This window comes from Actinophytocola sp. (genome assembly GCF_035942955.1).
In the GTDB taxonomy this organism is placed as follows: Bacteria; Actinomycetota; Actinomycetes; order Mycobacteriales; family Pseudonocardiaceae; genus DASYTH01.
The window spans coordinates 1-13,875 of record NZ_DASZCQ010000262.1 but is presented as its reverse complement, the minus strand read 5'-3'; the positions used below and the strand labels follow the sequence as shown (position 1 = coordinate 13,875).

The 13,875-nt window shown below is 71.2% G+C and carries 12 protein-coding genes and 1 pseudogene; 1 reads left to right on the top strand and 12 read right to left on the bottom strand.

Annotated elements, in window-relative coordinates; translation table 11 throughout:
- The 9 genes and pseudogenes from VGX25_RS26780 to era all read right to left on the bottom strand — a co-directional run.
- A partial coding sequence (locus VGX25_RS26780; protein WP_326920678.1) for a (2Fe-2S)-binding protein occupies positions 1-774 on the bottom strand: 774 nt, incomplete at its 3' end.
- Positions 775-857: 83 nt separating this feature from the next.
- Complete coding sequence (locus tag VGX25_RS26775; RefSeq protein ID WP_326920675.1) at positions 858-1,577, bottom strand: TIGR03943 family putative permease subunit; 720 nt, start codon at positions 1,575-1,577, stop codon at positions 858-860.
- Positions 1,574-2,596 carry a permease gene (locus VGX25_RS26770; protein ID WP_326920674.1) on the bottom strand — a complete coding sequence of 341 codons (1,023 nt, stop codon included), beginning with the start codon at positions 2,594-2,596 and terminating at the stop codon, positions 1,574-1,576. The genes VGX25_RS26775 and VGX25_RS26770 overlap by 4 nt, the downstream gene beginning before the upstream one ends.
- A 126-nt stretch (positions 2,597-2,722) precedes the next feature.
- Positions 2,723-3,130: a hypothetical protein gene (locus tag VGX25_RS26765; RefSeq protein WP_326920677.1), complete on the bottom strand. Its 408-nt coding sequence runs from the start codon at positions 3,128-3,130 to the stop codon at positions 2,723-2,725.
- Between the two features lie 23 nt (positions 3,131-3,153).
- On the bottom strand, positions 3,154-3,975 hold the full coding sequence (locus tag VGX25_RS26760) for an isoprenyl transferase (RefSeq protein WP_326920673.1): 822 nt from the start codon (positions 3,973-3,975) through the stop codon (positions 3,154-3,156).
- Between the two features lie 1,285 nt (positions 3,976-5,260).
- Positions 5,261-5,773: pseudogene (locus VGX25_RS35810) on the bottom strand (NACHT domain-containing protein); the annotation flags it as partial.
- Between the two features lie 412 nt (positions 5,774-6,185).
- Complete coding sequence (gene recO / locus VGX25_RS26750) at positions 6,186-6,923, bottom strand: DNA repair protein RecO (protein WP_326920672.1); 738 nt, start codon at positions 6,921-6,923, stop codon at positions 6,186-6,188.
- A gap of 120 nt (positions 6,924-7,043) precedes the next feature.
- Positions 7,044-7,685, bottom strand: coding sequence for an RDD family protein (locus VGX25_RS26745; protein WP_326920671.1), 642 nt, complete (start codon positions 7,683-7,685; stop codon positions 7,044-7,046).
- Positions 7,686-7,940: 255 nt separating this feature from the next.
- Complete coding sequence (gene era / locus VGX25_RS26740; protein ID WP_326920670.1) at positions 7,941-8,849, bottom strand: GTPase Era; 909 nt, start codon at positions 8,847-8,849, stop codon at positions 7,941-7,943.
- Between the two features lie 215 nt (positions 8,850-9,064).
- Here era and VGX25_RS26735 point away from each other — a divergent pair, with 215 nt between their 5' ends.
- Complete coding sequence (locus VGX25_RS26735; protein WP_326920669.1) at positions 9,065-11,941, top strand: hypothetical protein; 2,877 nt, start codon at positions 9,065-9,067, stop codon at positions 11,939-11,941.
- Here the strand turns inward: VGX25_RS26735 and VGX25_RS26730 are convergent.
- The 3 genes from VGX25_RS26730 to VGX25_RS26720 form a co-directional block, all read right to left on the bottom strand.
- Positions 11,938-12,333, bottom strand: a complete 396-nt coding sequence (locus tag VGX25_RS26730) for a DUF4440 domain-containing protein (protein WP_326920668.1) — start codon at positions 12,331-12,333, stop codon at positions 11,938-11,940. The two genes, VGX25_RS26735 and VGX25_RS26730, sit on opposite strands and share 4 nt — an antisense overlap.
- A 350-nt stretch (positions 12,334-12,683) precedes the next feature.
- Positions 12,684-12,992 (bottom strand): cytidine deaminase, encoded by a 309-nt coding sequence (locus tag VGX25_RS26725; protein ID WP_326920667.1) that lies wholly within the window; start codon positions 12,990-12,992, stop codon positions 12,684-12,686.
- Positions 12,985-13,875: hemolysin family protein (locus tag VGX25_RS26720; protein ID WP_326920666.1), on the bottom strand; the 891-nt coding region annotated here is incomplete at its 5' end. The genes VGX25_RS26720 and VGX25_RS26725, both read right to left, overlap by 8 nt.

Sequence of the window (13,875 nt, the reverse complement as noted above, 5' to 3'; positions counted from 1 at the left end):
GGCGCGGGCGGGGTCGAGCACGGCCGGCCGCTCGTCGTACTCGACCAGCACCGCGCCGGCCGCCGCCCGCGCCTCGGCCGCGGTCGGCCCCGCGACGGCGGCGACCGGCTGGCCGAGGTAGCGCACGGTGCGGTCGTCCGGCAGCAGGTCGACGAGCACCGTGCCGCCGGGCGCCTTCACCGAGCGGACCACGGCGTGCGGGCTGGTCGAGCGGACGATGACGCCCTCGAGCTGGCCGGGCAGCCGCACGTCGGTGGTGTAGCGGGCCCGGCCGGTGATCTTGTCCATTGCCTCGACCCTGGCCGGTTCCGGCTCGCCGCTGTCGTACGCGCCCGTGCAGGCGGCGCCGATCGCGGCGTAGATGCCCTGGTACGCGCCGCAGCGGCAGAGGTGGCCGGCCATCGCGGCGGCGATCTCGGCGCGGTCCGGCGCCACGTCGCCGTGCCCGGCCCGCCACCGGTCGACGAACGCCGCGGCCTCCATGACGAAGCCCGGGGTGCAGTAGCCGCACTGCAGCGCGTCGGTGGCGGCGAACGCGCGCTGCACCGGGTGCTCGAGGCCTTCGACCGTGGTGACCTCGCGGCCGGCCAGCGCGGCGCACGGCAGCAGGCAGCTGACCATCGGGGTGCCGTCGACCTGCACCGTGCACGCGCCGCACACGCCGGCGCCGCAGACCAGCTTGGTGCCGGTCAGGCCGAGGCCCTCGCGCAGCAGCTCGATCGCCGGGGCGTCGGGATCGGCGTCGACCGTGCGGCCGCTGCCGTTGATCGTCATGTCCACGGGCCTACCTCCGAGGGGGATTGACGTTCTGACATTCCATAGATGAAATGTCAGATTGTCAAGGCCGGCCCTGGCGGCTAATGCTCGTAGGGGTCCTCGGGTTGCGGGATCTCGCGGAGCTCGAGGGCCGCGGCGGCGGGGACGTAGTCGTTCTCCCGGGTGGCGGTGCCGGGTTTGAGGCTGACGACGGCCTCGATCCACGTGTCGTCGGGCAGGGCGGTGGCGTCGGGGTTGTCGTCGAGCCGGACCTTGATCGGGAAGGCGTCGGCCGCGCAGCAGCCGATGGCGAGCCGGGCGATGTAGGCGGCCGAGCCGTCGTGCACGACGAAGCCGGTCAGCTTGATGGACCGGTCGTTCAGCGAGTTGCCCTCGTCCCAGGCGGCCCGTGCGGAGAAGTCGCTCAGCGGCAGGGCGATCACGTCACCCGCGGGCAGGGGTGGGAAGACGGCGCGGCCGTCGTCGACGGCCCGGTTGGTCGTGGCGGCACGGGTGACGGAGTCGGCGCCGAGGGCCGGGGGCGCGACCAGGAACACGGCCAGCACGGGCAGGAGCAGCAGCCAGGCGCCGGTCGAGGAGTGGGTGTGGCCCTCGTGGCCGTCGACCGCCGCGGCCTGGCGGTTGTTGATCAGATCACGGCCGATCGACAGCAGCGCGAGCAGCACCATGATCGCGCCGGCGGTGATCAGCAGCCACTGGTGGGAGGGCTTGACGTAGCGCAGGTAGGTGCCGGTGAAGGAGATCTTGAGCAGCGCCCCGCCGAGCAGCACGAGGAGGATGTTCTGGGTTTCCCGCCTCATCGGACACCGCCTAGGAAGATCAGGCCGGCGGCGACGGCACACAGCACCGCGACCACGAAGGTGAGCGGGGCGAAGCGGATCGCGAACGACCTGCCGAACGTGCCGGCCTGCAGGCTGAACAGCTTGACGTCGATCGCCGGGCCGACGACAAGGAAGACCAGGCGGGGCAGCAGCGGGAGCGCGGACAGGGAGGCGGCGACGAACGCGTCGGCCTCGCTGCACAGGGCGAGCACCACGGCGAGCACGGCCATCACGATGATGCCGAGCACGATCTGGTCGCCGAGGGTGTTGATCCAGCTGCGCGGCACCACCACGTTGAGCGCGGCCGCGGTGAGGCCGCCGATGACCAGGAAGCCGCCGGCGTCGACGAGGTCGTGCCGCGCGGTCTCGGCGAAGACCAGCCAGCGGGACCGGCCGTCGGTCTGCTCGGGAAGCTTGCGCATGACCCGCTCGGCGAACCACTCGGCCTTGCCGAACCGGGCCCACAGCCAGCCCATCGCCAGGGCGGTGGCCATCGAGCCGGCGAACCGGGCGGCCACCATGCCGGGCTCACCGGGGAAGGCGACCGCGGTGGCGACCAGGACGACCGGGTTCACCGCGGGGGCGGCCAGGAGGAACGCCAGCGCGACCGAGGAGGGTGCGCCCTGGACGATGAGCCGCCTTGCGACCGGGACCGCGGCGCACTCGCAGGTGGGCAGCGCGACCCCGGCGACGCCGGCGACCGGGACGGCCACCGCCTGGCGCTTGGGCAGGACCCGGCGTAGCGCGTCGGCGGACAGGAACGCGGCGATCGCCCCGCTGATCAGGACGCCGAGGACGAGGAACGGCAGCGCCTGGGTGCACACCGCGACGAAGACGGTCGCGCCGGTGCGGATCGCGGGGACGTCGAGGATCCCGGTCAGCCAGTTCTGCCCGAGCAACGCCAGGACCAGCAGGCCGCACAACACCTCCAACGAGGTGATCTTGAAGCGGCGCCGGGGCGGGCTCGGGGTCTCGACATCCCCGACAACGGTGCTCAATCCAGCACCTCGCAAGCTCGGTGCCGGCGACCCTGTCGCCTCGTTCCTCGGCGCCAGGGCAGTGTTCGATGGTTCGTTCCGCAAGCTCCGCTCACGGGCGGAATCATGCCAGGCGGCGCATGGATCTTACGAGCCCCCGGTAGTAGGAGGACTACCGGCCGCGCTCAGCAGCTCGCCGCGGAGCTGGGACGCGGTGGACACGACCAACATCAGCAGCGTGCCGAGCGCGGACGGGGACAGACCGTCGGCCGGGAAGGCGTACCGCAGGGTGACGTCCATGCCGCGCTCGGTGTGCACGACGCCGAGCGTGCCGAACAGGCCCTGCCCGGACCGCTCGGCCGCGGAGACGGCCAGCCGCGGCTCGTCGGGCAGGTCCCATGCGACCACGCAGGTGAGGCTGAGCAGCGTGAGACCCTCCACGAGGCGCATCGCCTGGACGGCGCAGGGCACCTCGCTGTGCCGGAAGGTCAGCGCACCGTCGTCGTCGATGTGCACGTCGTGGTACTGCTCGAGCGCCTGCCTCGTCTTCGACATCAGGTCGGCGGTCTCGCCGTTGGTCACGTGTCCTCTTTCTCCGCCGCATCGATCGCGCCGCCGAACCTGCGGTCCCGGCCGGCATACTCCTCGCAGGCGCGCCACAGGTCCCGCCGGTCGAAGTCCGGCCACAGGATGTCCTGGAAGACCAGCTCCGCGTAGGCAGACTGCCAGAGCATGAAGTTCGACGTGCGCCGCTCCCCCGACGGGCGGATGAACAGGTCCACGTCCGGCATGTCCGGCTGGTACATGTGCCGGCCAATGGTCCGCTCGTCGATCCGGTCCGGGTTGATCCTGCCGGTGGCTGCCTCCCTGGCGATCGCTCGAACAGCGTCCACGATCTCATAGCGGCCGCCATAGTTGATGCACATGCTCAGGTTGAGCACCTCGTTGTGCCGGGTCCGCCGCTCCGCCGCCTCGAGCTCCCGCAGCACGCTGCGCCACAGACGGGGCCGGCGACCGGCCCAGCGCACCCGCACCCCCATCTCGTGCAGCGTGTCGGTCCGGCGGTGGATGACTTCTCGGGAGAAGCCCATCAGGAACCGCACCTCCTCCGGGCTGCGCCGCCAGTTCTCGGTGGAGAATGCGTACAGCGACAGCCACCGCACCCCGAGCTCAATGCACCCCGCCGCGACGTCGACCACCATCGCTTCGCCCTTCTTGTGCCCCTCGATCCGGGGAAGCCCGCGCTTGTTGGCCCAGCGGCCGTTGCCGTCCATCACGATGGCGACATGGTGAGGTACGAACTCGGCCGGAATCGCGGGCGGCCGGGCCCCAGAAGGATGCGGGTCAGGCGGTCGCACCAGCCGCGGCCGATCTAGCTCATCCCTCTGGCGTCGACGCATGTCCGCGACGGTACCCACCCGCCGCCGCGAGATGATCCTGGAGGCGGGCATGCCGGAACTGGTACACCCCACCCGCCTGGCGCAACACGCCCCGGCGGTGCGCGTCGGCCAGGAACGCCATCACCGACCACGGCAGCCGCCGGGTCAGCGCCAACCAGGCGCTCGCGATCAGCCATGGTCCCCAAGCGCTAACACACAGTAGCCATAGCGGGATCCCGCAGGCCACGGCCATCAGCCAGCCGAGCAGCCACACACCGCCCGCGAAGACCACCCCGAACGGATACCCGAACGCCGGTTCAAAGGCGAACAGGACCACCAGCCAGTACACGGCCCCACCAGCGATGCCGAGCAGGAACCCTTGTCGCAGCGAGGTGTCCCGGTCGGTGCGCAACAACTCCGCGGGACTGACCGTTCGAGTCGGATCAACTGGCGTCTCGAGCGCCCGAATCACGGTGATCATCAACCAGATGCCCACGCCGGCGATCAGGCCTGCCGCCAACCCCACCGCGATTCCGTCGGCCGACTGGACGAACAGGAAAGCGGCCAGGCCGAACATCGCCCCGCCCAGCGACCATGCCCCGAACCAGACCATAGTGCGCCAACTGCGTAGTCCGCGGGCAAGTTCACGCCGAACGTGGCCGAGCCGGCCAGCCAGCCGTAACCGCATCCTGGCCGGAGACGGCCGCATCCCGCGACTCAGACCGATGATCGCGCCACCGAGCGGGCTGAGGGCGAGAGCACCCACCGACGTTGCGGCCAGCCAGCCGGCCAGGGCGTCGCTTGGCCACGGTCCCAGTAAGGCGGGCACTCCGCCGACCAGACAGATCACAAGCGCGATCACGAAACTGGCGACCAGCCCCACTACCAACCGTGGAACAGCGCGGACGAGCTGCCACCATGCGAGGTCGTTGGTGCCGAGCCGGTCGAGGTGGGCGGCGAGGAACTCGAGCCATCGGCCGGCGTCATCCGCACCGACATCGCGAGACCCGGAGTACACGGCCGGCACGAAGCCCGCGAGCAGGCGCTCCTCGACCTCGGCCGGGGTTGTGACGCCGAGCAGTTCGGCGGGATCGGCCTTGGTGTCGCTGAAGACCGCTCTAGCGAGCGCGACCATCAAAGGTGTCGAGAGTACTTGGGCCAGCGGCGAGCCGGGTTCGGCGTGCAGGTGCTCCAGCACCGGGGCCCACTTGGTTCGGCCACTGTGGACATCGATCTTGCGGGTGGTGAGCCGCAGGTACAAGGACAGGTCGACGATGGTGAGATCCTCCAGCCGCACCACGGCTGCGGCGGTGAGCACGTCACCCTCGCCCACGGCGACCGCGTACTCCTCGGGTCGGCTGGTCAGCAGCAACCGGTCGCCGGGACGTAGACCGGCATTGATGGCGTTGATCGCGTCGCCCCGCAGACCCGCGCTGATCTCGTCGAAACCGTCGAGCACCGGCATGATCCGTCCGGTGGTGAGCATATGCTCCGCGACCGTGGTGCCGGCGGAATCGCGCTCGGCAAGGATCGGATAGGTCGTTGCCAGCTGGTCGGTCAGCCAGTCGCGCAGTATGTGCTGGGTGGGATCCCAGGAGCCCAGCGAGAAGATCACCGGCACCGGTACCGGCCGATTGGCCAGGAGGGTTAGCACGAATCTCGAGGTGAGGATGGTCTTGCCGGCGCCGGCTCTGCCCAGGACAACCAGCCGCCCCGATGGGATCCGATTGAAGGTGTCGACGATGTGGTCGCCGTGGCCGTCCAACTCGATCGGATCCGATCGGCGGGGATCGCCGTAGATGTTCTGCCAATGATCCATCAGGTGTTCCGAAGCGGCGGTCCACCGCGCCGGCAACGGGAAGGGGTCGTGGATCCGGCGGACCTGCTCCTCCGCCTCCCATTGCGCACGCACCGCCATGGCCAGCGCCTCAGCCAGCGCATCCAGCCGCTCGGGCAGCCCGACAGCCGGTGCGACCGGCTGGCTTTGCCGGACGGTGATCACGATGGCGAACACGCTCAGCGGGAGGGTGATGATCGTGACCGACATGCTGACGATGCTGGCCAGCTTGTCGCCGCGGTCCAGATCACCTCGAGAGAACTGGAGTACCAGCCAGATCACGAATGCGGTGAAGCACACGACGGGGACGGCAACGCTGATCCAGCGCCTGGGCGGCACGGGCGACAATCATGCCGTGCCGGCTGCAATACGCACAGTGCCATTTGCATATCTGTCAACTTCGGCGGCGTTCCACCAGCGGCAACGAGCGCAGCTGGCGCTCGAGATGCCACTGCAGCAGGGCGGCGACCAGGCCGCTGCCCTCCCGGCGGGCGGCGACCGGGGTGGCGTCCGCGACCTCCCAAGTGCCGTGCATCAGGGCCTCGAGCAGGTCGAGGGTCTCCGGGGACGGGGTGGTGGAGCCGGGCGGGCGGCACCGCGGGCAGACCGAGCCGCCGGCCTGGACGTTGAACGAGCGGTGCGGGCCGGGCTCGCTGCACCGCGCGCACTCGCTGACCGCCGGCGCCCAGCCGGCGAAGGCCATGGCCCGCAGCAGGAAGGCGTCCAGCACCAGGGAGGCGTCCCGCTCGCCGCCGGCCAGCGCCCGCAGCGCGCCGGCCACCAGCAGGTAGAGCCGCAGCACCGGCTCGCCCTCCTCGGCGGAGAGCCGGTCGGCGGTCTCGAGCACCGCACAGCCGGCGGTGTAGCGCTGGTAGTCGCCGATGATGCCGGCGCCGAACGCGTCGAGGGTCTGCACCTGGGTGATCACGTCGAGCGTGCGTCCGGTGTAGAACTGCACGTCGACGTGGGCGAACGGCTCGACCCGCGCGCCGAACCGGGACGTGGTGCGGCGAACGCCCTTGGCCACCGCGCGGACCTTGCCGTGCCGCTGGGTGAGCAGCGTGATGATCCGGTCGGCCTCACCGAGCTTCTGCACGCGCAGCACCACCCCGGTGTCGCGGTACAGGCTCAAACCGTCACCTCGCAAGCTCGGTGACGGCGGCCCTGCCACCTCGTTCCTCGGTGGCGGGGCAGTGCCAGTGGTTCGCTCCGCAAGCTCCGCTCACGCGTTCATCGTCCCATCAGGGACCGACTATTTCGTGGACAGGACCCAGGTCTTGGCCGCCTTGTCGTGGAAGCCCTGCCGGGCGACGTCGTCGAAGAACGGCGACAGGTAGCACACCAGCAGCCACAGCCCGCCGACGAACGGGACGATGGCGGGGGCGAACATGACCGCCCACCTGGTCACCGCCGGGCCCTGGCCGATGCCCCGGCCGGGTGTCGCGGCGGTCTCCGCGGTCGCCACGCGCACGCCCATGGCCTTCTTGCCGAAGGTCGCGCCCTGGGTGGAGATCATGCCGACCTCGTAGGCCACGCTGATCACGAGCAGCGCTCCGAAGTAGACCAGCCCGGTGACCAGGAAGCCGGGCCCGGTCTCGCCCCGGAGGATCTCCGCGGTGGACGGTGTCATGGCGCCGACGATGATCAGGCTGATGATCACCATCGGGATGCCGACGATCAACCCGTCGATCAGCCGGGCGACGAACCGGTCACCCATGCCGGCCAGCTTGAAGCTGCCCGCGCCCGGGATGGTGACGACCTCGCCGGCGGCGGCCGCGTAGGGGTTGGCCGGCGGCGCGGCATAGGGGTTCTGGCCGTAGCCCGGCGCCTGGCCGTACCGGGGCTGATGGGCATACGGCTGCTGGGCCGGCTGGCCGTACGGCGGCGACTGCACGGGCTGGCCGTACGGCGGAGACTGGGGCGGCTGGCCGTATGGCGGCTGCCCTGGCGGAGGGGGTTGGCCGTGGGGCGGTCCGTATGGCTGCTGCTGAGGTTGACCGTACGGGCCCTGGCCATATGGGGTGCTCACGCGCAGACCATAGTGCCGGCGACCCGGTCCGGGTAGCACATTCGCACTTTTGGGCAGGGGTGAGCTGACCGCCGGATCCTGGACTGCCCGTCGGGGCGTCGCCGTTCGGGCGCAGCTGGCTCAGAAGCCCAGCCGGCGCAGCTGCTTGGGGTCGCGCTGCCAGTCCTTGGCGACCTTGACGTGCAGGTCGAGGTAGACCTTGCTGCCGAGCAGCGCCTCGATGTGCCGGCGGGCGGTGGAGCCGACCGTGCGCAGCCGCTCCCCCTTGTGCCCCAGGATGATCCCCTTCTGGCTGGGGCGCTCGACGTAGAGCAGGGCGTGCACGTCGACCAGGTCGTCGCGACCCTCGCGGGGCGCCATCTCCTCGACGGTGACCGCGATCGAGTGCGGCAGCTCCTCGCGCACCCCCTCCAGCGCCGCCTCCCTGATCAGCTCCGCGACCAGGGTGGCCTCGGGCTCGTCGGTCAGCTCGCCGCCGGGGTAGAGCGGCGGTCCCTCGGGGAGCCGGGCCACCAGCAGCTCGGTCAGCCGGTCGACCTGGAAACCGTCCACAGCGGACACCGGGATCAGCTCGGCGAAGTCCAGCACCTCTTGCAGGGAGACCAGTTGCGCGGCCACCCGCTCCGGCCTGACCAGATCGGTCTTGGTCACGATGCCGATCACCGGGGTGTGCCTGGCGATCTTGGCGAGCTCCCTTGCGATGAACCGGTCGCCGGGACCGACGTCCTCGTCGGCCGGCACGCACAGCCCCACGATGTCCACTTCGGACCACGTGGTGCGCACGACGTCGTTGAGCCGCTGACCGAGCAGCGTGCGGGGCCGGTGCAGCCCCGGGGTGTCCACGATGATCAACTGCGCGTCGGCGCGGTGCACGATGCCGCGGATGGCGTGCCGCGTGGTCTGCGGCTTGCTCGACGTGATCGCCACCTTGGTGCCGACCAGCGCGTTGGTCAGCGTCGACTTCCCGGCGTTGGGCCGGCCGACGAAGCACGCGAAGCCGGAGCGGTGTCGCACCTCGGACGTGGTCACGTGATCATTCTAATCGCGAATACCGATTGCTCGCCGGGTGGCGCCGGATAGCTCCCAAGGAATACGTAAAGTGGGCGGCCGGACTCGGCTCCCCCCTGTGAGTCGACTCCGGCCGCGCGGTCCATATGTACGCCAGCCGGTTTGTTCAGTGTCCGGTGCTGGACTCTGAACAACGAGTTCTGAACAATGGGCGCGGACAGCTGGAGGTGGCTGGGGTGCCCAGACGCGAGCAACCGCTGGAATCGGGCGACGATGTTCTGCTGCGGTTCGCGGGTGACCTGCGTCGGCTGCGGGAGAAGGCAGGAAGTCCGACCTATCGCCAGCTCGGCACGCGTGCGCATTACTCGGCGGCGGCGCTGTCCGAGGCCGCGAGCGGCCGCAGGCTGCCCAGCCTCGCGGTGACCCTGGCCTACGTCGCCGCGTGTGACGGCAACACCACGGAATGGAAGAAACGCTGGCGGGAGACGGCCGCCGAGATAGCCGCCAACAATAACAACGGCCCCGACGATTCCGATAACGCCGAGGCTCCCTATGCCGGCTGGGCCGCATTTCGCGCCGACGATGCCGACCGCTTCTTCGGCCGGGAGAATATGATCTCCGATCTTCTGGCGCGCCTGTCCGGGCACCGGTTCGTCGGTGTGTTCGGCCCGTCCGGCAGCGGCACGTCGTCGCTCCTTCGAGCGGGCCTGACGCCCCGGCTCGCCCGGCGGGGAGACCCGGTCGCCGTGCTCACGCCAGGGTCACATCCGGTCGAGGAGTGCGCGGTGCGGTTGGCGCCCGTGCTCGGTGTCTCGCCGACGGTGCTGGGGGCCGAGCTCGCCGCCGATCCGGGCAACCTCCACCTGCGGATCCGGCAGGCCATGGCCGACCGGCCGGACGACGTCGACCTGGTGCTCGTCGTCGACCAGTTCGAAGAGGTGTTCACGCGGTGCGGCGACGACGAGCGGGACTGGCTGATCGATGCGCTGGCCGCCGCCGCGCTCGCCGGCGCCAGCCGCACCCGGGTGGTGCTCGGCGTGCGCGACGACTTCCACGCACACTGCGCGCGACATCCGCGGCTCGCCGCGGCGCTCGGCGACGTCCGGATCCCGGTCGAGCCGCTGACCCCGGACGAGTACCGGCGGGCGATCATGGAGCCGGCTCAGCGTTCCGGCTGCCGGCTGGAGACGGCGCTGGTGTCCCGGCTCGGCGCGGTCGGGCACAACTCGCCGGGAGCGCTGCCCGCGATCTCGGCGGCGCTGCGGGAAGCCTGGCGACGGCGCCGGGGCACCACCCTCACCTTGGCCGGGTACGAGGCGTTCGGCGGTGTACCCGGCCTCCTCGCGCACGCCGCCGAAACCGCCTACACCGCGCTGAACGCCGACCAGCGGCCGGTCGCCAAGCAGATCCTCCTTCGGCTGGCCGCGCTGTCCGACGACGCATCGGACACCGCGCGCCGCGTCCACCGCCGCGAGCTGGACGACGACCAGGACACCGCCGCCGTGCTCGACCGGCTGGCCCGGGCCAGGGTCGTCACGCTCGACCGGCACGGCGTCGAGCTCGCACACGAGTCGCTCATCCGTCATTGGTCACGCCTTCGTGACTGGCTGGCCGAGGACCGTGACGGCCTCCGGGTGCACCGGCAGCTGACCGAGGCCACCCTGATCTGGGAGTCCCTCGACCGCGACCCCGGCGCGCTCTACCGCGGCGCCGGCCTGGCCCGCGCGCAAACCTGGCTGGCCGACCGGGACCCGGCGCTGACCACCCGGGAACGCGAGTTCCTTGCGGCCAGCCTCGAGTTCGCCGCCCGGGAGCGCACCATGACCGCGCGGCGGTCCCGCCTGCTGCGCCGGCTCGTGGCGCTGGTGGCCACCATGCTGTTCGTCGCCCTCGCTGCGACCGCGTACGCCATCGATGCCCAGCACACCGCGGACCGGCAACGCGCCGCGGCCGTGGCGCAGAGCGCCCTGCACCACGCCAACGCCGTGCTGCGGGCCGGCGAGCCCACCCTCGCCGTCCAGCTCGCGCTGGCCGCCTACCGCATCGACCCCACCTCAACCACGCGCGGGGCGGTGATCGGCACGTTCGCCGTCGCCCCCTACGGCATCCACCTGTTCGGCCACACCCAGACCGTGCGGTCGGTGTCGGTGGGGCCGGGGATCGTGGCGACCGCGAGCGACGACGAGACGGTTCGGCTGTGGCGCAACTCGGACATGGCCACCGCCGTGCTCGGCGGTCCCGGCGACCCCCTCCGCTCGGTGGTCGTCAGCCAGGACGGCCGCACCATGGCGACCGAGAGCCCGGACCGGACGATCCGGCTGTGGGACGTCACCACCCCGCACAACCCGCGGCCGGTCGGCCGGCTGCCCGGCCACGACGGCACGGCGGTGTCCCTCGTGTTCAGCCCGGACGGCCAGACGCTGGCCATCGCGACGCTGGATCACGTGATCCGGCTGTGGGATGTCACCGACCGGCAGCGGCCGCGCCCCGTCGGCACGATCCTCGACCGGGTGGATCCCGCGTTCGCCATGGCCTTCAACCCCGCGGGCGACCTGCTGGTGGCCGGGTCCCACCACGACGCCATCCTCTACGACGTCACCCACCGCGGCGATCCGCACCAGGTCGCCAGGATCGCCAGCGAGACCGGCCCGGTGTCCTCGGTCGCGTTCAGCCCCGGCGGTCGAACCGTCGTCACCGCCGGCAGCGACAAGATCGCGCGGCTGTGGGACGTCGCCGACCGGGCCCGCCCGCAACCGCGCGGCGAGCTGACCGGCCACACCGACGTGGTACGCGCGGTCGCCTTCGCTCCGGACGGCCGCGTGCTGGCTACGGCCACCACCAACGGCACGATCACGTTGTGGGACATGACCGGCCGCGGCGGCCCAAGAACGTTCGCCACCGTCACCGGCGGGCTCGACGACGACCTCACCTCGATCGCGTTCCGCCCGGACAGCCACACCCTGGCCGTGGCCAGCGGTGACCGCGTCGTGCTCCTGGAGACCGACGTCGAACGGGTGGCCCGGCAGATCTGCGCCGTCGCCCACCCCAGGATCAGCCGGGCCGAATGGGACCAGTTCCTTCCCGGCCTGCCCTACGACCCGCCGTGCCGCTAGCGCTCGTCCGTGACGAGGGTGCCCTGATGGAACAGGACCTTCCAGCCTTCGACGGTGTGGCGCCAGATGCTCGTCCGCCTGGTCGTCCGGTGGCCGTGGGTGAGGGTGTAGGTCAGCAGGTAGAGCTCGGGCGCCAGCTCCCGGCAGTGGAATCCGGTCGTCCACCACGGGTCCCGGTAGTGCTCGCGAAACCGCTCATCGAGAGCATCCAGCACGTATTCCCGGCTGTAGCACCGGCCCGACGCGTCCACCTCCCAGAAGTCGGCGGCCGTCATCGCCTCGAAGTGGGCCCGCGTCGTGCCGAGCTCCGGCCGATGAAACAGCGGCTCGCGCTGCACCAGCTCGGTCAACACCTCGGCCAGCCGCGGCTCGGTGACCAGGACGGGTTCCATATCCACCATGCCCTTCCGCCGTGACCGCCTCGCGCGACAGGTGTACGACACCCGGTTTGTTCAGTGTCCGGCCCAGGCAGCTGAACAACGAACTCTGAACAAACGGCCGGCCGGATATATCCATAGTGGACGGTGGCGTTGGATCGAGGTCGGCCGGGGTGGCGCGGGGAGGCCGGGGCGAGGGTGCCGGTGCCGCTGGAGACGGCGGCGAAGGCTGACACGGCGAGGCCGTGCCGCTCCGCGCAGTGATGGCGGCCCGCCGTGTGCGAACCCGTACGCGGTGGGAGCCGCGCCGCGCGGCGCAGGTGACGGCGACGATCCGGGGCTGGTGCCACGGCTGGCCCGGGGTGTCAGTGCTGTCCGTAGTGGATGGGGGCGTCGGGGTTGAGGTCGGCGAGGGCGGAGCGGGAGGCGGGGTCGAGGGTGGGTGCGTCGGTGATGACGGCGGCGGCTTCGAGGGTCTTGGCGCCGCTGGAGACGGCGGCGGCGACGGCGGCTTGGAGGGCGGTGAGGGTGAGGGAGGGAAGGTCGACCGTGCAGGCGACGTAGGTGCGGCCGTCGGGGTCGCGGACGGCGGCGGCCTCGGGGGCGCCGGTGCGGGCGCGGGCGGACCGGGCGAGCGTGACCAGTTTGGCGTCCTCCGGGTCGAGCTCAGCCACGCTCGGCGCTCCTCTCCCACTCCGTGTCCAGGGTGTCCAGTGTGGACTTTCGGGCCTCGGCGAGCTCGGCGGGGCCGCGCACGACGACCGACGTGATCCGCATCCGGCCGCGGGAGTCCTTGCCGCCCTCGGCGTACATCCGCAGGCCGGCGATCTCGGCCTCGGCGCCGGGCAACGGTACCCGGCCGAGGACCTGGGCGAGCAGGCCGCCGACGGTCTCCACGTCGTGCGCGTCGAGCTCGACGCCGTACAGCTCGGCGAGATCCTCGACCGGCAGCCGGGACGACACCCGGACCGCGCCGTCGTCGAGGTGCTCGACCGGCGGGCGGTCGTCGGTGTCGGACTCGTCGGTGATCTCCCCGACGATCTCCTCGAGGATGTCCTCGATCGTCAGCAGCCCGGCCGTGCCGCCGTACTCGTCCACCGCGATGGCCATGTGGTTGCGGGACAGCTGCATCTCCCGGAGCAGGTCGTCGAGCCGCTTGGTGTCCGGCACGAACGTGGCCGGGACCATCAGCTCGCCGACCGTGACGCCGTCCGGTGTGGCCTCCATGCCGGCGCGCACCAGGTCCTTGAGGTTCACCACACCCACGACGTCGTCGACGCTCTCGCCGATCACCGGCAGTCGCGTGTAGCCGGTCCGAAGCGACAACGCGAGCGCCTGCCGCACGGTCTTCGCCTGCTCGATCCACACCATCTCGGTCCGCGGCACCATGACCTCCCGCGCGATGGTCCCCCGCAGCTCGAACACCGAATGGATCATCTCGCGCTCACCCGCGTCGACAACGCCGCTCTCCTGCGCCATGTCAACGAGCTCACGCAACTCGACCTCGGACGAGAACGGCCCCTCCCGGAACCCCCGCCCCGGCGTGATGGCGTTACC

Bases quoted from the DNA above. Each gene is read 5' to 3' on its own strand.
- VGX25_RS26775 (WP_326920675.1), bottom strand. From the start codon at position 1,577: ATGAGGCGGGAAACCCAGAACATCCTCCTCGTGCTGCTCGGCGGGGCG.
- VGX25_RS26765 (WP_326920677.1), bottom strand. From the start codon at position 3,130: ATGTCGAAGACGAGGCAGGCGCTCGAGCAGTACCACGACGTGCACATC.
- VGX25_RS26760 (WP_326920673.1), bottom strand. From the start codon at position 3,975: ATGCGTCGACGCCAGAGGGATGAGCTAGATCGGCCGCGGCTGGTGCGA.
- VGX25_RS26730 (WP_326920668.1), bottom strand. From the start codon at position 12,333: ATGGAACCCGTCCTGGTCACCGAGCCGCGGCTGGCCGAGGTGTTGACC.